The sequence below is a fragment of the Roseomonas chloroacetimidivorans genome (assembly GCF_049629625.1).
GTDB classification, from domain to species: domain Bacteria; phylum Pseudomonadota; class Alphaproteobacteria; order Acetobacterales; family Acetobacteraceae; genus Roseomonas; species Roseomonas chloroacetimidivorans.
The window spans coordinates 12,706-33,233 of sequence record NZ_JBNBZS010000032.1 but is presented as its reverse complement, the minus strand read 5'-3'; the positions used below and the strand labels follow the sequence as shown (position 1 = coordinate 33,233).

The 20,528-nt window shown below is 69.6% G+C and carries 15 protein-coding genes; 7 read left to right on the top strand and 8 right to left on the bottom strand.

Annotated features, from left to right (window positions below; genetic code table 11):
• From ugpE to ugpB, 3 genes are read right to left on the bottom strand one after another with little or no spacing between them, the layout of a single operon-like run.
• Nucleotides 1-912, bottom strand: coding sequence for a sn-glycerol-3-phosphate ABC transporter permease UgpE (ugpE, locus tag ACO1BU_RS21335; RefSeq protein ID WP_424137991.1), 912 nt, complete (start codon nt 910-912; stop codon nt 1-3).
• The gene (gene ugpA / locus ACO1BU_RS21330; protein WP_424137990.1) at nt 912-1,793 is read right to left on the bottom strand and encodes a sn-glycerol-3-phosphate ABC transporter permease UgpA; all 882 of its coding nucleotides are present in this window, start codon (nt 1,791-1,793) and stop codon (nt 912-914) included. Before ugpA ends, ugpE begins: the two co-directional genes overlap by 1 nt.
• A gap of 49 nt (nt 1,794-1,842) precedes the next feature.
• Nucleotides 1,843-3,195, bottom strand: coding sequence for a sn-glycerol-3-phosphate ABC transporter substrate-binding protein UgpB (gene ugpB, locus ACO1BU_RS21325; RefSeq protein WP_424137989.1), 1,353 nt, complete (start codon nt 3,193-3,195; stop codon nt 1,843-1,845).
• Between the two features lie 156 nt (nt 3,196-3,351).
• On the opposite strand from ugpB, the gene ACO1BU_RS21320 reads away from it, so the two are divergent.
• Together ACO1BU_RS21320 and pcaF are read left to right on the top strand one after the other, a co-directional pair.
• Complete coding sequence (locus ACO1BU_RS21320; RefSeq protein WP_424137988.1) at nt 3,352-3,951, top strand: hypothetical protein; 600 nt, start codon at nt 3,352-3,354, stop codon at nt 3,949-3,951.
• 103 nt (nt 3,952-4,054) lie between these two features.
• Nucleotides 4,055-5,263 carry a 3-oxoadipyl-CoA thiolase gene (gene pcaF / locus ACO1BU_RS21315; RefSeq protein WP_424137987.1) on the top strand — a complete coding sequence of 403 codons (1,209 nt, stop codon included), beginning with the start codon at nt 4,055-4,057 and terminating at the stop codon, nt 5,261-5,263.
• Between the two features lie 55 nt (nt 5,264-5,318).
• On the opposite strand, the gene ACO1BU_RS21310 is transcribed toward pcaF, so the two are convergent.
• Genes ACO1BU_RS21310 through ACO1BU_RS21300 form a run of 3 tightly spaced genes read right to left on the bottom strand, consistent with a single transcriptional unit; the run spans nt 5,319 to nt 11,195 of the window.
• On the bottom strand, nt 5,319-7,424 hold the full coding sequence (locus tag ACO1BU_RS21310) for a DUF6212 domain-containing protein (protein WP_424137986.1): 2,106 nt from the start codon (nt 7,422-7,424) through the stop codon (nt 5,319-5,321).
• Nucleotides 7,421-9,976 (bottom strand): glycosyltransferase, encoded by a 2,556-nt coding sequence (locus ACO1BU_RS21305; protein WP_424137985.1) that lies wholly within the window; start codon nt 9,974-9,976, stop codon nt 7,421-7,423. The genes ACO1BU_RS21310 and ACO1BU_RS21305 overlap by 4 nt, the downstream gene beginning before the upstream one ends.
• Before the next feature lie 49 nt (nt 9,977-10,025).
• Nucleotides 10,026-11,195 carry a glycosyltransferase family 4 protein gene (locus ACO1BU_RS21300; RefSeq protein ID WP_424137984.1) on the bottom strand — a complete coding sequence of 390 codons (1,170 nt, stop codon included), beginning with the start codon at nt 11,193-11,195 and terminating at the stop codon, nt 10,026-10,028.
• A gap of 89 nt (nt 11,196-11,284) precedes the next feature.
• On the opposite strand from ACO1BU_RS21300, the gene galE reads away from it, so the two are divergent.
• From galE to ACO1BU_RS21285, 3 genes are all read left to right on the top strand, one after another.
• On the top strand, nt 11,285-12,295 hold the full coding sequence (gene galE, locus ACO1BU_RS21295) for a UDP-glucose 4-epimerase GalE (RefSeq protein ID WP_424137983.1): 1,011 nt from the start codon (nt 11,285-11,287) through the stop codon (nt 12,293-12,295).
• 63 nt (nt 12,296-12,358) lie between these two features.
• Nucleotides 12,359-13,402: a glycosyltransferase family 4 protein gene (locus tag ACO1BU_RS21290; protein WP_424137982.1), complete on the top strand. Its 1,044-nt coding sequence runs from the start codon at nt 12,359-12,361 to the stop codon at nt 13,400-13,402.
• An 11-nt stretch (nt 13,403-13,413) separates the two neighbouring features.
• Nucleotides 13,414-14,520, top strand: coding sequence for a hypothetical protein (locus ACO1BU_RS21285; protein ID WP_424137981.1), 1,107 nt, complete (start codon nt 13,414-13,416; stop codon nt 14,518-14,520).
• Nucleotides 14,521-14,531: 11 nt separating this feature from the next.
• Here the strand turns inward: ACO1BU_RS21285 and ACO1BU_RS21280 are convergent, their stop codons facing one another.
• A complete protein-coding gene (locus ACO1BU_RS21280; RefSeq protein ID WP_424137980.1) occupies nt 14,532-15,260 on the bottom strand; it encodes a hypothetical protein in 729 nt (242 codons plus the stop codon).
• Between the two features lie 15 nt (nt 15,261-15,275).
• On the bottom strand, nt 15,276-17,564 hold the full coding sequence (locus ACO1BU_RS21275; RefSeq protein WP_424137979.1) for a glycosyltransferase: 2,289 nt from the start codon (nt 17,562-17,564) through the stop codon (nt 15,276-15,278).
• Between the two features lie 149 nt (nt 17,565-17,713).
• On the opposite strand from ACO1BU_RS21275, the gene ACO1BU_RS21270 reads away from it, so the two are divergent.
• Nucleotides 17,714-19,207 (top strand): hypothetical protein, encoded by a 1,494-nt coding sequence (locus ACO1BU_RS21270; protein WP_424137978.1) that lies wholly within the window; start codon nt 17,714-17,716, stop codon nt 19,205-19,207.
• Nucleotides 19,204-20,481, top strand: a complete 1,278-nt coding sequence (locus tag ACO1BU_RS21265; protein WP_424137977.1) for a glycosyltransferase — start codon at nt 19,204-19,206, stop codon at nt 20,479-20,481. The genes ACO1BU_RS21270 and ACO1BU_RS21265 overlap by 4 nt, the downstream gene beginning before the upstream one ends.
• The last annotated feature ends 47 nt before the right edge of the window (nt 20,482-20,528 follow it).

The window sequence follows — 20,528 nt, the reverse complement described above, 5'->3', positions numbered from 1 at the left end:
TTACTTCTCGGTTTCGGTCAGGCCGCGCACGAACCAGCGCTGCATCAGCGCCACGACGAGCACGGGCGGCAGCAGAGCCAGCACGGCCGTGGCCATGATGGTGTTCCATTCATTCTGGGAGTCGCCCTTGCCGATCATCTTCGACAACCCGACCACGATGGTTTCCATCGAACGGTCGTTGATGATGAGCAGCGGCCAGAGATACTGGTTCCAGCCATAGATGAAGAGGATCACGAAGAGCGCGGCGATATTGGTCAGGGAGAGCGGCAGGACCACGTCTCGCAGGAAGCGCAACGGGCCGGCCCCGTCGATCTTCGCCGCTTCCACGAACTCGTCAGGGATGGTCAGGAAGAACTGGCGGAACAGCAAGGTGGCGGTGGCGGAGGCAATCAGCGGGATGACCAGCCCGGCCCAGGTATTGCCGAGGCTGAGATCCACGATCACCTGGAAGGTCGGAATGATCCGCACCTCCACCGGCAGCATCAAGGTGATGAAGATGGCCCAGAAGGCCGCCATACGGCCGGGGAAGCGGAAGAAGACGACCGCATAGGCGGAGAGGATGGAAATCGCGATCTTCCCCACCGCGATCAGCACCGCCATTAGCAGGCTGTTCCACAGCATAAGCGAGGCCGGCGTGGTGTGATTCCGGCCACCGCCCTCGTTCCAGGCCGTCGCGTAGTTCTCCAGCGCATGACGGCCGGGCAGCAACGGCACCTCGCCGCGCCCGATGGTGCCGGAATCATGGGTCGAACCCACCAATGTCATCCAGATCGGGAAGGCGACGATCAGCACACCGATGATCAGCGCCGCATGCGCCAGGAGCCGCGAGAGGACACGACGGCGCCGCGTCGCGCGAAGCAGGGCGTCATTGCGCTCCGCCAGGACCGGCGCAGGAAGGACAGCGCCGGACATCAGTAATGCACCTTCTTCTCGACCGCCCGGAACTGGATGGCCGTGAGCCCGATCACCAGGATCATCAGGATCACGCTCTGTGCGGAGGAAGAGCCGAGATTCAGGTTCTCCACGCCGTCGATATACACCTTGTAGATCAGCGTCTCCGTCGCTTTGGCCGGGCCACCGCCGGTCAGGGCGTGAATGATCCCGAAGGTCTCGAAGAAGGCATAGGTGAGGTTCACCACCAGCAGGAAGAAGGTGGTGGGGGAGAGCAGGGGGAAAATGATGGTCCAGAAGCGCCGGGCCGGGCGAGCCCCGTCGATGGCCGCGGCCTCTAGCACGCTCGCCGGAATCGCCTGCAGCCCCGCGAGGAAGAAGATAAAGTTGTAGGCCAGCTGCTTCCAGGCAGCCGCGACGATGACCAGGATCATCGCATGGTTACCGTTCAACCGGTAATCCCAGGGTATTCCGATGGCGGTCAGCCCGCGCCCGATCAGGCCGATCTGCGGCTGGAACAGGAAGAGCCAGAGCACCGCGGCCACCGCCGGCGCGACCGCATAGGGCCAGATCAGCAGGCTGCGATAGACGGTCGCCCCGCGCAGCGACTTGTCCGCCTGTACCGCAAGGAACAATGCGATCCCCAACGCCAGGCCAGCAACGCAGGCCGAGAAGACGATGGTGTTGAAGGCCGCGTTCAACCAGTTCGGGTCGGTCAGAACCTCGTGGAAGTTCTCGAGCCCCACGAATTCGCGGGAGAAGCCGAAGGCGTCCTCTCGCAGCAGGGACTGGTAGATGGCCTGCCCCGCAGGCCAGAAGAAGAACACGAAGGTCACGGCCAGCTGCGGCGCCAGCAGGGAAAGCGGCAGCAGCGTGCCACGGAAGATGACTTTTTTCTGCATGGCGCCTTTCGTCGCGCCGGGCGGGTCCTCCCCGCCCGGCGCAGGATGATCAGTTGCCGCGGCTGTTGGTGCGCTCGAAGTTACGGAGCACTTGGTTCCCGCGGCTGTTCGCGCTCGCCAATGCCTGTTCCGGCGTGGCCTGGCCCTGGAAGGCCCGCTCCATCTCCTCCTGGATGATGTTGCGGATCTCGATAAAGCCGCCGAGGCGGATGCCGCGGCTGTTCGGGGTGGGGTCGCCGCCGCGCAGCATCTGCTCGATCGGCACATCCGCGCCCGCGTTCCGCTGGTAGTAGCCGGATGCCTTGGTGGCCTCATAGGCCGCCCGGGTCACCGGAACGTAGCCGGTGTCCTGGTGCCACTTCGCCATCACCGCGGGGCTAGTCGCGTAGCGGTAGAATTCCGCGATCCCCTTCAGCTCCTCCGGCGAACGGCGCGCATTCGGTCCGCGGTTCATTGTCCAGAAGGCGGCGCCGCCAATGATGGAGTTGCGCGGCGCACCCTGCACACCCTCGTAATAGGGCAGCATGGCGGCCCCCCACTGGAACCGGGCCTCCCGCTCGATCCGGCCGCGCAGGCCCGAGGAGGCGAAGCTGATGGCGCATTCGCCGGCGGGGAAGAGCGGATCGCCAGCGGAGTCCCGGCCGCCATAGCGGAACAGCCCTTCCTTCTGCCAGTTCACCAGATTCGTCAGATGGCGGACGAGCAGCGGATTGGTCAGGTTCAGCTCCGCATCCAGCCCCTCGAACCCATTGGCCTTGCTCGCCAGCGGCACGTTATGGATCGCGAGCAGCTGCTCCACCATCAGCCAGCTCGGCCAGGAGGTGGTCATGGGGCAGGCGATGCCCGCCGCCTTCAGCTTACGTGCGGCCTCCTCCACACCCTGCCAGGTGGCGGGGAAGGAATTCACGTCCAATCCGGCGCGCTGGAACATATCCTTGTTGTAGAAGGCGATGGCCGTGCTGCTGTTGAAGGGCAGGGCCATCATCTTGCCGTCGGCGGTGCTGTAATAGCCGGCGACCGGGCCGATGAAGTCACGCGTATCGATCGCGACTCCGGTCTCGGCGATGATCTCGTGCAGCGGCTTGATGGCCCGCCCGGCCGACATCATCGTGCCGGTGCCCACCTCGAACATCTGCACGATATGCGGCGCGCTGCTGGCCCGGAAGGCGGCGATCGCAGCCACCACCGTCTCAGGATAGCTGCCGCGGAAGGATGGCACGACGCGGTACTGGTTCTGGCTCGCGTTGAAATCGGCGGCAATCTGCTCGAGCTGCCCCCCGGCGGGCTGGCTCAGCCCATGCCAGAACTGGATTTCGGTCGGCTGCTGCGCGCGGGCGGCGAAAGATGTGGAAACGAGGCCGGCCAGCGCGAAAGCGCCGGCGGCCAGATGGCGACGCCGCATGAGATTCCTTCCCTGTTCAAGGTGGGTGGCCCGGGGTTAGCGGCCCCGTGTTGCGGACAGACTACAATTCGATGACCGGTTTGTGGAAGGGCTGTCACCACGTGTGGAGGGCCGGGCATCAACTCTTCCTTCACCGTAGCATCACATGCTCCCCGCATGGACAGCGATTCAACATTGCTTCTCCTCGGGATCGCGCCGCGCGGCGCGGCTGGTCACCTCGCTGTTCGCGCCGGACGAGCAACGGGGCTGGTGGCGATGCCCTCGTATTCTGTCCGGCTGCCCGCCGCAGCCCTCCGCCTGCCGGAGCCACTGGAATTCGGCGGTTTGGCCGATGTCCGGGCCTGGTTGGTGGCCCGCGAGTCCCGGCTCGCCGCGGCGCTGCGGGTCCTGAGCGGCTGCCGTGAAGTCGGGCTGGAACTGCGGGAGGACATACCGCGCCACGCGGCCTGGCTCCGCGCGCGAGATGGCGGCCTGGCGGGCGGTGCCTCCGCCACACCTGCCCGCGCGGCCCGCCGCGCGCTCATCGCGAGGCGGCTGGAGGCTATCATGGCCAGCGAGGCGCGGGCCGCCGTGCTTCCGGCTCCGGGCCCCGGGCCCAAGACCTGGGCCATCGCGGTGCCGGACACTGCGGTCCAGCGCCTGCGCAGGGCGCTGGAGTCGGAGGCGTGGAAGCTTCGGGGCACCGGACTGACACTCCATCTCCGCCCTCAGGGTGAGAGCGCTGAACTCATGGGGGCGATCCTGCAGGACGGCTGAGCCCGGAGCCAACCGGGAGGGCCGACTTCTTCTCGTCCAGCCCCCTTGGCAGAGCGGCCGGGATGGGCTTCCTGACGGGGACACCAGACCTCCGGAGGACGCCATGGCCGAAGCCTTTATTTGCGACGCCGCCCGCACCGCAATCGGGCGCTATGCCGGCGGGCTCTCCGCCGTGCGTGCTGACGACCTGGGGGCGGTGCCCCTGAAGGCGCTGATGGCGCGGAACGAGGGTGTGGACTGGGCCGCGCTGGACGACGTGGTCTTCGGCTGCGCCAACCAGGCCGGGGAGGACAACCGCAACGTCGCCCGCATGGCCCTGCTGCTCGCCGGCCTGCCCGAGACGATCGGCGGCAGCACGGTGAACCGTCTCTGCGGCTCCGGTATGGATGCCGTCGGCATCGCAGCCCGCGCCATCAAGGCGGGTGAGGCCTCCTTCATGATTGCCGGCGGGGTGGAGAGCATGACCCGCGCGCCCTTCGTGCAGGGCAAGAGCGCCGAGGCCTTTGGCCGCCACGCCGAGATCTATGACACCACCATCGGCTGGCGCTTTGTGAACCCGAAGATGAAGGCGCAGTACGGCGTGGACTCCATGCCGGAGACTGCCGAGAACGTGGCCCAGGACTTCCAGATCGGCCGCGCCGACCAGGATGCTTTCGCGCTGCGCAGCCAGCAGCGCGCCGGTGCCGCCCAGAAGGCCGGCCGTTTCGCCGAGGAGATCGTCCCCGTCACCATCCCGCGCCGCAAGGGCGACCCGGTGGTCTTCGACCAGGACGAGCATCTGCGCCCCGACACGACCGCCGAGGTTCTGGCGAAGCTGCCCACGCCCTTCCGCAAGGAGGGCGGCAGCGTGACGGCCGGTAATGCCTCGGGCGTGAATGACGGCGCCTGCTCCATCATCCTGGCCGACGAGGCCATGGCGAAGAAGCAGAGGCTGACCCCGCGCGCCCGCGTGGTGGCCAGCGCCACGGCCGGCGTGCCGCCCCGCATCATGGGCTTCGGCCCGGCCCCCGCCACGCGCAAGGTGCTGGAGAAGGCCGGCCTGAAGCTTTCCGACATGGATGTGATCGAGCTGAACGAGGCCTTCGCCGCCCAGGCCCTGGCCGTGACGCGCGACCTCGGCCTGCCGGATGATGCGGAGCATGTGAATCCGAATGGCGGCGCCATCGCCCTCGGCCACCCGCTGGGCATGAGCGGCGCACGGCTGGTGCAGACCGCGGTGCATGAACTGCACCGGCGGGGCGGCCGCTACGCCCTGTGCACCATGTGCATTGGTGTCGGCCAGGGCATCGCCATGGTGATCGAGCGGGTCTGAACCCCGGTCTCCCCGGCCCGGCGACGGGCCGGGGGCCGCGTCTGGCCCCAGGGAATCAGGCGACCAACGCTTCCTCTTCCTGAACCTGCTTCGCCTTCGCCACCCAATCCGCCGTATCCGCGACAGAGAGACCGGCCTGTCGGCAGCCATCCTCGATGGCCCGGGGCAGGACGGCGATCAGGGCCCGCATCATCGCCGCGTCGCGCTCATCGGTGATGCTGCCCAGGAACTCCCTTAGTTCCGGCAGGGCAATGCGCAGGAAGGGCCCGAACTTGTCGCTCGCCCGGCCCAGCCAGTCCCGGAACACATGGGGCCAGCCGGGGGCCTGACGGAACTCCATCCTGGGTTCCCCATCCTTCAGCGCGAATTTCACGCGCACCGAGGCCCAGCGCGCCGCGCCGGAGGTGAGACTCACCACCGTCAGGTCGACATGCTGGTAGGATGCGCCGGGCAGATGCTGGTGCAGGCGCACCGTCTCGTACCGCGCCCGGATGCGGGGCGCTGCAGGCGCCGGGCCAACCGCCGCCGGCCGCGTGGGTTCCGCCGGGGCCGCGACAGGACTGGGTGGTACGGGGGAGGGATCCGCCCCAGTGACGGCCAGGGCCGGGGCCTCAGCCGGATGCGCGGCCAGGCGCTCCGGTGCTGAAGGAATGGCGGGCGCGACGAGGGTTGGTCCCACGGGCTCGGCGGACGGCTTGAACTGCGGCGGGGTGGAGGGAGAAGCCATTTCCGCCAGATCGGGGATGCTGGCCGGCGCCTGACCGGGTCGCTCCGCGGAGAGCACGGCCCGGCTAACCTCCACATCGATCGCCGAGGAACCGGCCCGGACACCGATGGCCAGGCTCGCGCGGCCCTCCAGCAGGGGAGAGAGGGGCAGGGTCAACGTCGCCCCGTCCTCCGCGAGAGGCCGCCAGCCCGTCCAGGACGCGCCTCGCCCAGGCCGCTCCAGGGCGACGACGCTCGTATGGTCGGCATCGGCCGGCTGAACCCAGGCGGCAACGGAACCACCATCGCTGCTCGGTTCGGCAAAGGTGATCCGAACCCGGTCAAGTCCGGGCGCCTGGATCAACGGCAGCAACAGCACCGACCGTTCATGGGCGGCCGCGCGCAGCAGAGGACGCGGCGCCTCCTCCCCGAGAGCCACGGCTTCGGCCCGGCCTTCCAGCGGTCGCGCCGCTTCCCAGGCGGCGGCGGGCAAGGCGAGCGGAATGCCCGCGCGCGGCAAGGCGAGCCCGATCTCGTCCGGTGCCCAGAAGGCGGGGGCCAGATAGCGATCGCCCGGCGCTCCAGCCCAGGCTCGCAGGGCCAGCGGGTGCTCGCCCTCCTCACCGGCCCAGCGCGCATCGCGGGACAAGGCGGGCACGCCGTCGCCCTCGGCCGTCACTTCCAGTACCGCCGTCTCTTTCAGCGGCCCGAGCGGCGTCGGCAGGTCGAGAAGCAGCCAGCCCTCGGGCAGCGCCCCGGCCGGCACTGCCCAGGAGCCGACGACCTGGTCGCTCTCCGCGCCCAGAAGCCGGAGGCGCATGAGGCCGCTTCCCTGACCGGGGGCCGCGACATGCACGGCGATGGCCGCGAGCCCCGCAAGGCCGGTGCCCATGATATGACGCGCCGGCGCCTCCACCGGGGGTCCGTCCCCGGCCTCTCCGGACAGGACCACCCGGGGAGCGACAGGCGGGCGATGCGCCAGGAGGCGAGACACCCCCACCATGGCTTCCCGCGTCTCCTCCAGTTCCTGTCGTGCGACCACCAGGGCGCGGGCGGCCTCGGCCTCGCGAGCGCGCGTGGCGGAGAGCTCCCCGGCGAGGAGGGTGAGCAGCCCGGGCAGCGCCAGCTGGCCGGTGCCGGCCAGGATGAAAGGCGGCGCGGGCAGACCTGACGCCTCGGTCCACCAGCGTGTGACGGGAGCGATCCGGATGCGCTCGCTGGCCACCAGAGCGAGGGCCCCGGTTGGCGGGGTCTCCAGAGCGACGGCCTCCGCCGCGGCGGGGGGACGGGTGCCGGCGGGATGCAGCAGCATCTCGCCATCGCGGCTGGAAACCATCCAGACATCCAGCGCCGCAGCGGCAAGCGGGGAGGGGTCCATCACCCCCTCGGCTACGATGACGATGGTCGATGCGCCGGCTAAGCGCGGCAGATGAGCGGGATCGGCGCGCAGCGTCACGGGGCGGGATCCTTGTTCAGGCGGGCGAGAAGGTCGTGCATCCGGATGTCCCATCCCGGCAGCGCCACGGCGCGGGCATAGGCGGCGCGGGCGGCGGCACGCAGCGCCCCACGGTCCGCAGCCAGGGCGGCGAGCCGGGCGGCGAAATCATTGGCGACGGAAGGATCGTGCCCGGCCGGGATCAGGAATCCATCCAGCCCGTCGGTCACCATCTCGTCCACCGCGCCGGTCCTGGTGACCAGAGGCACGCAGCCCATACGTTGCGCCTCGGGGATCGTCAGTGGGGAGCCTTCAAACCGGGAGGGCAGGACGAGAACATCCGCCCAGGCGAAAAGCGCATCGAGCGCCGCCGGCCCATCCGGCGGCGGTTCCACCGCAAGGCCGGGAATCCCATCGGGCTTCTGCCCGAGCACCGCCCGCCCGGCGGCTCGCCACTGCACACCCGGCGTCAACGCCACGATATCGCGCAGCCGGTCCAGTCCCTTCTGCGGGTCCAAGCGGCCAAGGAACAGCGCACGGAGCGGCCCCTGGCGGAGCTCCCGCTCTGCCATCGCGGCTTCCGCTGTCCCTGGTGCGGCGGAATGGCCGGGGCCGTTGGGCACCAGGACAATCTTGGAGGCAGGCAGGCCCTGGGCGAGGCACCAGTCCCGCAGCCCGTGCGAGACCACGGCTACCAGATCATAACCCGCCTCATGCGCCAGCAGGGCATGTGGACTGCCGAGCGGCGCGCCGGCAGCGTCCCGCTCCACCACATGCAGCCCGGCGATGCAGGTGGCGCCGAGCTCTCGCAGGGCGCCAGCGAGCGCGTGGGCGCCCTGGGCATGGGTCGCGAGCATCGCGTGCATGGGCGCCAGTTGTCCCAGCGCATCGCGCGTGTCGGTGATCCCTGGCAGCGGTGCGCCGAGATGGGCGGCCACCGGGTCGTTTCCCTCAATTCCGCCGGCCTGAGGAAATTGCACGGTTTCGAAAACCGCCCGCGCCTCCTCTGGCAACAAAGCGCGGTCCGCGCCGGTGACGACGAGATGGGGCCGCCAGCCCCGGTCCCGCAGCACGCGCGCGTAATTCGTGACCACCTTCTCGACGCCGCCCAGCTCGAAGATCGGCACCGCGAGGGCGATGTCCCGTCCATCCACCGGTGCCAGCCAGGGCAGGACGGCGCCGGCGTTGATCAGTTCCCGATAGCCCTGATGGGCGGCGGCGCGGGGGCGGCGCCAGTCGCTGCGCCATTCGCCATGCTCGGGATGGCGCGTGGCGAAGGCCTCCGCCAGCGCCGTGAACTCCGCTGCCGCCTCGGCCAATACGGGCGGCACCTCATGGGCCAGGCCGGCGGGCAGGGTGATGCGGAGAGTCGCCGCGCGCCGTGCCACGGCCTCGAACCGCGTCCCGAGCGCGGCCTCCTCCTGCCAAGTGGCGCCGCGCAGCACGAGGAGGGCGGTATCACCCGGCACCGGGCCACCCGCGCGTTCGATCGTCAGATGGTCATCCTTGCCGCCGGCCAGGGTGACGGCCACCGCGTCGACGCGGCGCAGCAGGATCTCGGCCTGCCAGAGCAGGTTGTGGAGCAGCCGCCCCTCTGAGAGCGCGTGGAGCGCCGCATCGGAGGCGAAGACGGGAAAGGGTGGCGCATGCACGGCCTGTGGATGCCGGCTCGCCTCCACCGTCTGCCGGCGCGCTGCGGCGCGCGACAGGGGCGGAAGAACCGGGCGGAGTGGGTCCACCACAGGCTCGGCGATGGCGGAGCCCGACCGGTGCAGGAGGAATCGCGGAACCTCCGCGGCTTCCAGTGCCAGCAGGCGCCGAGGGTCGAGCAGCGTCCGGGACCGGTCGCGCATACCCTCCAGGATGCCGGCGCGCCGGCGTTCGGCCGCCAGCCGCATGCCGCCGGCCCGCCGCCGGTAGCGGAAGCCCGCCACGGGCAGGTGGCGCCCCCGGAACCCGGCCGCCGTGGCGCGCAGCCAAAAGTCCCAGTCCTCGAAGCCATGGCGCATGGATTCGTCGAAGCGCAGCCCGGCCTCGAAGACTGCACGGGCGACCAGGCTTCCCGCGTCGCTCGTGTTCTCCAGCAGATGGAGAAAGAGGCTGTGCGCCCCGGCGGCCGATGCATGTTCGGGGATGCCGAAGAAGTCGAAATCCGGATAAACCCAGCCGGTGGCGGGGCCTGACTCCTCCAGCAGCGCGGCTGCCCGGTCGATCAGCCGGGGCCCCAGCCGGTTGTCGGAGTCCAGCAGGAACACGGCCCGACAGGAGGGCCAGGCGCGCAGGGCGAACTCAATCCCGGTATTGCGCGCGGCGGAAAGCCCGCCATTCGCCCGCCGGAGATAGTGAACCCTGCCGGGATGGGCGCGGGCGAGGCGCAAGCCTGTTTCCTGCGTCTCAGGCATCGGGCAGCCATCATCCACAATGACCGCCGCGACGCGGCGCGGACCGCGTTGGGCGAGGACGGACTCCACGGCCTCGGCCAGCAGAAAAGGCTGCTGGAAGCTAGGGATAACCACCGCCACCTCGACGCCGTCCGCTCCGCCGGTTTCGTCACCCCTCGCGGGCGCCTGCATCCGGTGATCCGCCCCTTTTGTCCCGAGCCCCATGCCGGCCCGCGTTATCTCATCCGCCCCCGCCGCCGCCAAGCGGCGACAGGACAAGGCGGCGCAGCCGGGCGAGATAGCGCGCCGCCATCGCCTCAGCAGTCCAGGCGGTCGCAAGGCGCCGGGCGGCCTCGGCCCGCTCCGCCGTCCCGGGAGTGCCGAGCGCGACGCCGGCCAGAGCATCGGCCATCCCCGCGAGGTCATCAGCATCGGCCAGTGCCGCAACCCTGGGGGCGATTTCCCCCAATGCCTCCAGCGCCTCCGGGCTAGCGGCGACCGGCACTCCGGCCGATGCAGCCTCCAGGAAGGCGAGAGGGGCCCCCTCGAGACGGGAGGGCAGGACGACCGCATCAGCCGCGGCCAGCAGCCCGGCGGGCCGGGCCTGGTGGCCCAGCAGGCGAAGCGGATGCCCGGGAGGCGCTGCACGCTGCAATGTCTGCTCCAGCGCGCCCGACCCGGCACAGGCCAGCACCCCATCCGTCCGTCGGGCAAAGGCCTCCGCCAGCATTGGCAGCCGGTCCGCCCCTTTGGCGAGTTCCAGACGCCCGAGGAACAGCGCGACCGGCGTCCCCGGCTGGATGCCGAGTCGCGCATGCAAGGCGGCCCGCTCGGCCTCGCGGTCCAAGGCGGGGGGCGGGTCGATCCCGTTCGGGATCACCGTCATCCGCTCCGGCGCGAGATGGAGGAAGCGGGCGAGCCGCGCCCCGGTCGGTGCCGAGACCGCCACCCAGTCGGCCCTCATGGCACCTGCCGCCGCAAGCGCTTCGTCATCTAGCCCCGGCGCTTCCTCGGGGTGATGCGGGGCAAGATGGGCCACCACCATGGTGGGCAGGCCAGCTTCCGCCAGGGCCACCATGGTGCCGCCGCCCCGGTCGGGCCAGGGAAGGGGAAGCAGGGCTGCATCGGGTGCCGTGGCCGCGAGCGCCGCGCGGGTCGCCTCTGCCTGGGCCTGGCGTGCCCGCTCCACCAGTCCGCGGCGCCATGCGACAGGAAGGTCCAGCAGCCTTCGCCCCGGAGCCTCAAGCCGCGGATGCAGTGCGCCGTTCGCCGCAACCGTTACGGCCACCCCGGTCGCCTCGGCGGCGGCGCAGATCCGCACTGTATGCGCTTCGGCGCCACCAAACCGGTCACTGGGCAGGATGACCAACAGGTGCCGCAGCCTTGGTGCCGTCGCGCACGCGAATATCACCAGTGTTCCCTACCCTAGATTAACGACGCCATTCTCCGGACGATCTACAAGGCCGGTCCGACATAACAGCGGAAGGCAGCAGAACGCGGATGGGACGGTACCTTGTTACAGGGGGCGCGGGCTATGTGGGTAGTCATGTGGTCCTGGCCCTTCTGCAGCGGGGCGACGACGTCGTGGTGCTCGACGACCTGAGCCAGGGCCATCGGGAGGCGGTGCTACCCGGCGCGGAGCTGGTGCAGGGCCGCGTGGGCGACCGCAAGCTGCTTGGCGAGGTTCTGGCCGGCTGGCGCTTTGACGGCATTCTCCACTTCGCGGCCCTGTCCCTTGTCGGGGACAGCATGCGCGACCCGCTGCGCTACATCACCGAGAACCTGGGTAACACCATGGCTCTTGCGGACGCTGCCGTGAAGGCGGGGGTGAAGCGCTTCGTCCTCTCCTCCACCGCCGCCCTGTTTGGCATGCCGACCCGGATCCCGATCGACGAGGAGGAAGCCCAGAATCCCGTCTCGGCCTATGGCGAGTCAAAGCTGATGGCCGAGCGTGGGCTGGCCTGGGCCGACCGGGTACACGGGCTTCGCTCAGCTTCCCTGCGCTATTTCAACGCAGCCGGCGCCGATCCCGGGGGGCGCTTGGGGGAGGACCATAATCCCGAGACGCATCTGATCCCCAATGCGATCAATGCCGTGCTCGGCCTCGGCCCGCCCCTGACCGTCTTCGGCACCGATTACGACACCCCGGACGGCACCGCGATCCGCGACTATGTGCATGTGGCTGATCTGGCCGACGCCCATCTGCGCGTGCTCGATGGCCTGCGTGACGGCCCCTCCTGCCGCTACAATGTCGGCAGCGGCACCGGGGCTTCGGTGCTGGAAGTACTGGCGGCGGTGGAGCGCGCGGCAGGGAGGCCAGTTCCGCATGTGCTCGGCCCGAGGCGGGAAGGCGATCCCGCCGTGCTGGTCGCCTCCAATGCCAAGCTCCGGCGCGAGACGGGCTGGGTGCCCCGCCTCGGCGCGCTGGACGACATCGTCGGCACCGCCTATGCGTGGCGGGCGCGCCATCCGGGCGGCTACCGCGCCATGGTGGTGGAGGCCACGGCTTAATGCCGTCTGCCGAGGGCGGAACCCGGAGGAAGGGGCGTAAGCGGAGGGAACAGACCCCAGCCGATGCGCATTGCCCTGTTGATGAGCCATGCGGACCGCTCCATGACCGGAGCGCTCCGCGATATGCATTTCATGCGCTACCTGGCCAAAGGCGGCGCGACGATTGCCGTGTTCCGCATGCATCCCGGCAGGGAGTTGGAGCGGGAGGCTTTCCTGGGTGGGGCCGTGCCCGTCACCTTTGCGCCTTCGGACGACCCGCGTGAGATCCCGCACCGGCAGGTTTCCGCTGCACTTGTGGGCGCAGTGCGTGAGTTCGCGCCCGATGTGATCCTTCTCAAAGGCCTGAGCTATCGCGTGAACGCCGATCTGCATACGGCGCTGGGCGGCACGGTGCGTTGCGGCTTCATCGTGGGCGGCAGCGTCACGGACCCGTTGCTGGAACAGGCAGAATTCATCTTTGGCGAATATCCTGAACAGCTCCGCCGCCATTTTCCGCGCTTCGCCGCTGCCGGGCGCGACTTTGTCATGCCGAAATACGTCGATCTGGAAGCCTGCCGGCCCGATCCGCGCCCCGAGCCGCCGCTCCACGACATCATCAATGTCGGCGGCCTGCATGAGAAGCGGAAGAATCAGGAGGATGTGGTCCCTTTCACCGATTCCTGGCGCGTCGCACTGGTCGGCCCCGGAACGCCGCGGCCGGAGGTGGAGGCCGCGGTGGCCGATCCGTCGCGGCTCACCCTGGCCGGCAAGCTGCAGCAGCCGGAGGTGATCGCGCTGATGCGGCGTTCCCGCATCATGGTCCATACCTCCCGCATGGACGGGCTGCCGCGCTCGGTGGTGGAGGCGATGGCCTGCGGCCTGCCTGTCGTCGTCTACCGGGACACGATCTATGGAGGCTTCTCCCCGGGGGAGCACGGATTCATGGTCGCGCCCGATACGCTGCGCCACGCGGTGGAGCTCCTGCTGCGCGACGAGCCGCTCCGGCGCGCCATGGGCCGCCGCGCCCGCCGCTTCGTGGAGAAGCATCACGGCTTGCCCGGGCTGGAGCGCGCGGCGAAGGCTTTCCTTGCCTATCTCGCGGCGGACCCCGCCGCGGCGTCGGGCTGAGGAATTCGGGCATGGTCGCGCCTGCCTGCCGCCGGATCGTCTTCACCGGTGATGTGCTGCGGCCGGCCGATGCCGCCTTCCGCCCGGCGCAGACGGAGAACATCCTCTGGTTCCACCGTCTGGTCCGGGGCCAGGCCGCGGCGGCGTCGCGCTGCCCCGTCGAGGCCGTAACCTGGGGTTCCGGCATCGATACGGAGCGCCTCTACGAGCTCTGGGGCGCCGAGAAGAGCTGGCGGGGCTGGGCCCACATCTTTGACGCCGGCTTCGCACCGGAGGGCGTGCTGGCGGAGATGGAGCGCGCCTTCGAAGGCGCGGTGGTGATCGGCTTCGAACTGGCCGAAGCCATGAAGCGGATCCTCAGTCACCTCGGGATTCCCTTCATCGATTTCAGCGTCCATCCGGTCCGCTTCATGGACGACATCTTCTTCGCCGTGCAGACCAATGACGCTGCGGTCTTCGAGGCGATGCTGCCTGACCATGCCGAGGATGGCGCCTTCCTTGGGGCTGCGGGGCTGATCGCGGCCTCTGCCCTGAAATTCCGGCCCAACCTGCGGCCGCAGGGGGAGACGCTGGTGGTCGGGCAAACGCGGATCGACCGCTCCCTCGTTCGCGGCGGACGACTCCTGGACCTGTCGGACTTCGCCAGACCGCTACGCGAGGCGGCCGGGAACGGGCCGATCACCTTCAAGCCGCATCCTTACGCCTATAGCGACTTCGGGCTGCTGGCCGCGGGCCTGTCGCTGCGTGCCATGAACCTGACGCATGAAAACGTCTACGCGCTCCTTGCCTCGGAAGAGATTCGCCGCGTCATCGGCGTCAGCTCCTCCGTGCTGATGGAGGCGCGCTATTTCGGGCGGGAGGCGCATATCCTCTACCAGTCGCCCTTCGACATCCCGGACCGCCGGGCGGAAGCGGTACCAGGCCAGCATCTGAGCATCACTGAAGGCTGGGGCGATGCGGACTTCTGGCGCCGCATCCTCGCGCCGCTTCTGCCGGTGACGCGCCCTGACGGGCACCGGTTCCGCCCGCCGCCGAACAGCCTTCGCACCTCTCTCCGGAACTTCTGGGGCTTCAACGAGCTAACGACGGACTTCCAGGTCTCGATCGCACGGCACTGAGGGACCGCCCCTCAGATCCGCTCCGCCGCGACTCGCCGCAGGCCCAGCCCGAGTTGCCGGCTGTCCGTTCCCCGTGGATCGGGCAGCCTCGGCCCGAGGATGACAAGGCCGAGATTCACCCCGGCGACCTCGCGGCCCTCCCAAGTCGCGGCCAGGGTGGCGCGGCTGCCATTCACCCCGACGGCCTCGAAAGAAAGCGGCTCGCCATCGGCCAGCAGGCTCACTGCCTCGGCCCGGAAGGGTGTGCTGAAGGGCATGATGACGTCCAGCTCGATGGCGACTGCCCCCAGCCCGAGATCGGGGATCACGACCGAGGCGGCCGGTGCCAAGCCGCTCCAACGCCAGCTCTCGCCTCCCGCACGCTCAGCCGGGTACCACCCAAAGCCGGTGAAATCCGCGTCGTCGGCCTCGGCCTCGAAACGGGAGGGCGGGAGGGGGAGGGGGGCACCGCGGTCCTCGGGGATGTGGCGGAGCGGATCGATCTGCAGCCAGTCGCCGCGGCTGCGTTGCTGCGCGGCCGCGGCTTGCCGGGCTGCCTCCGCCCCAGCATCCACGCGCCCGATCTCGTCAATGATCGCCTCCAATGCGGTCCGGACCACCGGCGGCACGGAGCCAAGGGCCGGCTCCAGCCGCTGGCGCAGCGCCTGCGCGCGGAGCCTTGCGGCGGCATCCTCCACCGCCATGTCGGCCTCGCGCATGGCGACAAGGTCCAGCCCGTCGCTAGGGGTCTCAAGTGGCATAGCGGCTCCAGCGTATCAGGCCGCCAGCACCGGCACGGTGCGGGCAAGTTCGGAAAGGGTGCGGAAAGCGGCTCGGGCAGCCTCGGCCCCGAAGTGGGCGCCGCCGAAGCGGAAGGCGCCCTCGCCAATGCGCCGGCGCAGCAGTGGGTCACGGATCAGCCGGCGCAGATGCGCCACGTACTCGGCGCGGGAACGCGCGACCAGATAGGCCTCCCCTTCGCCGCCATGCAGGCCATAGGCGCCTTCCTCGGTCAGCACCGAGGGCAGGCCGCGGCAGAGATACTCCACGGTTTTGATCTTCAGCCCGCCGCCGTAGAAGACGGGGTTGATGCCGATATCTGCGGCGTCGAGGAAGTCGGTCAGGTCCTCCACCTCGCCATGCAGCCGGATGCCCGGGGTCGCGGTGTCGTCGATCGCCGAGCAGACCCGGCCGGCGACATGCAGTTCCACCCCCAGATCCGCCACGGCAGGCCAGGCCTGCTCGGCGAACCAGCGCAGCCCGTCGCGATTCATCGGGCTGTCGCCGCCGACGAAGACGACGCGCCGCACCCGCCGCATCGTGTCGGTCGGCGTCAGGTCCGGCACCGTATGGGGCAGATGCAGGGAGCGGCCGGGAAGGGCGTCGCGCAACAAGGCGTGCTCCGTTTCCTGGATGGCGAGCACCTGCTCGAAGCCATCCATGATGCCCAGTTCCTCCAGCCGGCTGATCCGCAGGAAGTGCTGACGCCCGAAATGTTCAAAATTCTCGGTGCGCGCCGACATGATGTCGTGGGTGTCCAGCACGCGCAGTGGCGGCGCCGGCCGGGCGTGGCGAAAATAGGAGAGGCGGATGTACTCGATCACTACGGACGAGTAGGTGCCGTCCTCCATCAGCGCCTCAAAGGCGGCGAAATGTGAGGCGTCGAAATGCTGGCGCTCGAAATTCGTCAACCTTGCATGCGGCGGCACGGGCCCGGCCACGCGCCCGCCCGGCTGCCCGGGGGCGGCGAGCAGCCGGCCACGGCGCCCAAGGACCTTCTGCGCCGCCAGCCGGTCCTCCGGCGTCGGCGTGCCCAGGAACATCGCGTCGAAATCCATCTCGCCGCGCCCGGCGCGGAGCATGGCCGCGATGCGGGCCTGGTTGCCGAGACTGTCCCGCCAGAATGGCACATCGGTCACCAGCAGGGCCCGCGGACGGGCGATCAGCCGCTCCAGCGCCTCCCGCGAGCGGAAGGGGGCGAGCTGGCGCCGCACAGTGCGGGCGTAGCGGCGGGCCAGCGCCGCGCTTTCCCGCGCCACCACGCGCCGGAAGCGTGAATCCTCGGACCAGCGCCGGACCAGCGCAGCGGTCGCTACCGCGTCTGGCGCCGCATGGAAGGCGGCCTGGGCACCGAGGCCGCGAAAGGCCTCGGCCGTCCCGATCACGGGGCAGCCAAATGCCAGAGCCTCGACGGTCTTGATCTTCAGCCCGGTGCCGCCCTCATGCGGGTTCACCGCGAGGTCCAGCCCCGCATAGAAGCCGGAGGGGTCGCCGAGGCCGCCCAGCGGCACGATCCCGGGCCGTGCCGGCTCCGCGAAGCGCGAGGCGCCACCGGCCACGTTCAGCTCCGAGCCCGACTCGGCCAGGGCCGAAAGGTCCAGTGCGCCAATGAAGCGGCTGAGGGCATGGCCGTTGATCGGGTTGGCGCTGCCGAGATAGCCGATCCGCCGCACCTCGCCCCGCGTGCCCGGCGCCGGCGTGACCGCCGGCATATAGCCGAGGGTGACCACGGGCCGGATCGTGGCCTCCTCGAAGGCTTCTCGCTCATCATCCTGGATGGCCAGGACCAGGTCGGCCCGGTCCAGCCCGCGGGCTTCCTCCGCCGGCGTGGTGTAGAAGAAGCCCACCGGCAGCCCCAGCGCTTCCAGCCTGTGGTGGCGGTTGGCGAAGATATCGTGCGTATCGAGCACGCGGAGCGTACCGGGCGGAAACAGCTCCAGGGCCCGGCTGAGGAAGACGTATTCGACGAGGACGAGGTCGTAGCGCTCGGCTGCGGCGATGTCGGTGATCGCCTGCTCAAGCTCTGGCGGGAACCAATCATCCAGCGCGAAGGTCGGGCCGAGGCTCCGCCGCTCCTTGCTGCGGTCATAGGGGATCAGGAACAGCGCGTCCCAGGCGGCGCGCATCGCCTCCACAGCCTCGTCCGAGACGGCCTCGCGCTGCACGAAGGCGAAGTCCACCTGATGGCCGAAGGAGCGAAGCGCGCTCAGCAGGGCGTAAATTCGCTGGCGATTCCCGGCATCCTGGGGATGCGTAGGCGTCGGCGAGATCACAAGGCAGTGCATTCGTCCTGGCATTCCGGCAGCCAGAGAGGATAGAGGAGGCATCGCGCCGGCGGTCAAGGCGGCCGGGTCACGCGAATGGGCCGGGGGGCGGCCCGGCGGGCCTTTCCTGGCCCGACTTTCGTCGGGCGGTCTGGGAATTTTCACAGCGGATGTATTTCGAGTTCGGTCAGGCGATCCAGGTGGGACTGGACGGCGCGGGGGAGATCGCCCCCGGCCAGGGCGCCGTCTTCGGCTGGGTGCGGCACCGGAAGGACGCAGCCCCGGCCTTGCGCGTGCAGGGCAGTCCGGGCCTCATGCTGGACACAATCCTGCTGCTGACCCACCCGCGCGCGGATGTTGAGGCGGACGAGGAAATGACCGTCACCGGTTTCACCCTGGTCCATGACACCTCGCGCGCCGCATTGGGGCGGGTGCTCGTCATCGCCCCCGGCACGGGCGGCCAGGAAGTCGCGATCGACCTCCTGGCCTATGACCTGCCCTCGGACTTGGCGGCCGTGACAACCATCCGGGACTGGGGTGGCTCCTTCCAGCTCCTTTACGCGGCCGTGCGGGAATCTTCCCGGTTTCCGGGCCTGTCCAGCGAGGGGGAAGCGGGTTCCCTCGGGCTCTTCGGCGGCTGGCTGGACCAGCTGCCGCGCTGCACCGGGCCCGCAGAATGGTTTAGCGACTTCCGGCAGGTGGCCGCGGTTCGCGGGTGGGATGGCGAGGTGGCGCTCTCGGGTGCCTTCGCCGGACCCGACCAGCCGGGCGCCTGGTCCGAGGTAATGGCCTGTGCCCTGATTCGCCCGGCCGAAGGCCCGCCCCGGATCCTGCCGGTCGGGCGCGGCAGCTCGGCCCCGCTCGAAGCTGGCTTCGCGTATCGCGGGCAGGTTCCGGCCGAGGCGGATGCGGAGGTAGACCTTGTCGTCCAGCTCCGCCGCGGGGAGCAGGTCTGGTGGTTCCGCGCCGAGGCGGCCACAGCGCCGCTACCCGCCTTCCTCTCCACCCTGTCTCTCTCGGGGCAGGAGCTGTCCGGTGGTGACGCTGCGGCACTGCATCGCTGGCTTCGGGGCGTGCTGGCGGACCGGCTCCAGGCGCTACGCGAGCGCATTTCCAGCTTGGCCCTGTCCTCCGGCGCGGCAGGCGGGCAGGGCGGCACTGCCCTGTTCTTCGACCTGCACGAGGACTACGCGGCCCGGCTGATTGCCCTCGCGGCACCACAGCTGGAGATGCAGTTTGGGCGCGTCGTGCTGGCCGGCGCGGCGGCAGGCCGGGCCGCGGCCGCGCTCATGGGGCGCGGGCGGCTTGAAGTGCTGGTCGGCGCTGATGCTGAGGATGCACTGGCCGTGGCTTCCCTGGGCTCCCCGACACTCACGCCGATCGACACCCCGACTCTGATCGATGCATCGGTCTCGGGAGAGATGGACATGCTCGACCGTGGGGCCCTGGCCGCGGACCGCCTTCCTCAGCTGGCCGCTTTGCACGCCATGGCTGGGCTCGGTGGGGTCGAGGGCACACTCCGCCGGGTGACTGCCTTGCTGGCCGGGGCGGAAATCAGCGCTCTGCCACTTCCGGCCCAGCGCCCCGACGCCATTGGCGCCCTGATTTCTGAACATTTGCGCAGCCTCTGGGACATGGTGGCGGCGAAGAAGGTAGCGGCATGAAAGCCCCGTCCGTCTGCATCATCGCCCACGCCCATCCCGACTTCTCGAAGGGAGGAGGGGAGACGGCAGCCTATCGCCAATTCCAGACCCTGGCCGGGGAGGGCTGGGACGCCCGCTTCGTCGCGGCCGTGGAACTGCCTGGCGGGCAGCCCCCCTCAGACCGCGGAGAGACGGTCGCGCCCTATGGGGAGCGCGAATATCTCTACGGGGTGGGCGGGATGGAGGAGGACCGCCTCTGGTGGCGCTCGGCCGAGGAGCGGCGCGCCCTGGTGCGCCTGCTCGCCAGCCTCAACGCCGAGGTCTACCACTTCCACCACTACTGGCGCGTCGGGCTGGACCTGATTGCGGAGCTGGCCGAGGCGCGGCCGGATGCACGATTCGTCATGACGCTGCACGAGATGCTCGCCATCTGCAGCCATCACGGCCAGATGGTCCGCACCCGGTCACGCGAGCTCTGCCGCAAGGAGACGCCGCAGCGCTGCTTCACCTGCTTCCCCGAGCAGACCCTGGAGCGGTTGCGGCTGCGCAAGGCGCTCATGCTCGCGGGGCTACGGCCGTTCCATCACTTCATCTATCCCAGCCATTTCATTGCCGAGCGCTACCGCGCCTGGGGTCTTCCACCAGACCGGGGAACAGTGCTGGAAAATTATCTGGGCGATGATCTTCTCGCTACGCCGCGCCAGCTAGGGGACAGCGTCCGCCTGGCCGGCCGCTTCGCCTTTTTCGGGCAGCCGACCGAATTCAAGGGTCTCGATATCCTCATCCCCGCCTTCGTGGCGGCGTTGCAGGAGAATCCGACGCTGCGTCTTGCCATCCACGGGACGACGGCGGACGAAGTGCTGCGCTTTTTCCCGTCACTGGAGAAATCCATCGCGGATGCCGCCGAACGGCTGACCTTCGCCGGGCGCTACGACGCGGCGGATGTGCTGGACCTCATGGCATCGGCTGGCTGGGTGGTGATGCCATCGGTCTGGTGGGAGAATTCGCCGGTGGTCATCCAGGAGGCGCGGCGCGCAGGCACGCCGCTTCTCGTCTCCGGGATTGGCGGCATGGCGGAGAAGGTGCAGGACGGTGTGGATGGGCTGCATTTCCGAGCAGGGTCCGTGCCGGACCTCGCCCGCGCGATGCTGGACGCAGCAGTGCCCGAGCGCCATGCGCGGCTCTCGGCCAGCCTGAGGGACGTCATCGGGCGGCAGGATTTCATCGAGGCACTCGGGCAGGTTTACCAGCCTGCCGCTGTGCTGATGGAGCACCATCCAGCAAAGGTGGCGTGACCCGCCGCCCTCCGAAGTGGTCGCAGGCATCCGATAGAGCTATATAC

What these genes read in the sequence shown, in the direction of transcription:
- ACO1BU_RS21305 (WP_424137985.1), bottom strand. Translation starts at nt 9,976, where the DNA reads ATGCAGGCGCCCGCGAGGGGTGACGAAACCGGCGGAGCGGACGGCGTC.
- ACO1BU_RS21275 (WP_424137979.1), bottom strand. Translation starts at nt 17,564, where the DNA reads ATGCACTGCCTTGTGATCTCGCCGACGCCTACGCATCCCCAGGATGCC.
- ACO1BU_RS21265 (WP_424137977.1), top strand. Translation starts at nt 19,204, where the DNA reads ATGAAAGCCCCGTCCGTCTGCATCATCGCCCACGCCCATCCCGACTTC.
- ACO1BU_RS21280 (WP_424137980.1), bottom strand. Translation starts at nt 15,260, where the DNA reads ATGCCACTTGAGACCCCTAGCGACGGGCTGGACCTTGTCGCCATGCGC.
- pcaF (WP_424137987.1), top strand. Translation starts at nt 4,055, where the DNA reads ATGGCCGAAGCCTTTATTTGCGACGCCGCCCGCACCGCAATCGGGCGC.
- ugpB (WP_424137989.1), bottom strand. Translation starts at nt 3,195, where the DNA reads ATGCGGCGTCGCCATCTGGCCGCCGGCGCTTTCGCGCTGGCCGGCCTC.
- ACO1BU_RS21285 (WP_424137981.1), top strand. Translation starts at nt 13,414, where the DNA reads ATGGTCGCGCCTGCCTGCCGCCGGATCGTCTTCACCGGTGATGTGCTG.
- galE (WP_424137983.1), top strand. Translation starts at nt 11,285, where the DNA reads ATGGGACGGTACCTTGTTACAGGGGGCGCGGGCTATGTGGGTAGTCAT.
- ugpE (WP_424137991.1), bottom strand. Translation starts at nt 912, where the DNA reads ATGTCCGGCGCTGTCCTTCCTGCGCCGGTCCTGGCGGAGCGCAATGAC.
- ugpA (WP_424137990.1), bottom strand. Translation starts at nt 1,793, where the DNA reads ATGCAGAAAAAAGTCATCTTCCGTGGCACGCTGCTGCCGCTTTCCCTG.
- ACO1BU_RS21290 (WP_424137982.1), top strand. Translation starts at nt 12,359, where the DNA reads ATGCGCATTGCCCTGTTGATGAGCCATGCGGACCGCTCCATGACCGGA.
- ACO1BU_RS21320 (WP_424137988.1), top strand. Translation starts at nt 3,352, where the DNA reads ATGGACAGCGATTCAACATTGCTTCTCCTCGGGATCGCGCCGCGCGGC.
- ACO1BU_RS21270 (WP_424137978.1), top strand. Translation starts at nt 17,714, where the DNA reads ATGTATTTCGAGTTCGGTCAGGCGATCCAGGTGGGACTGGACGGCGCG.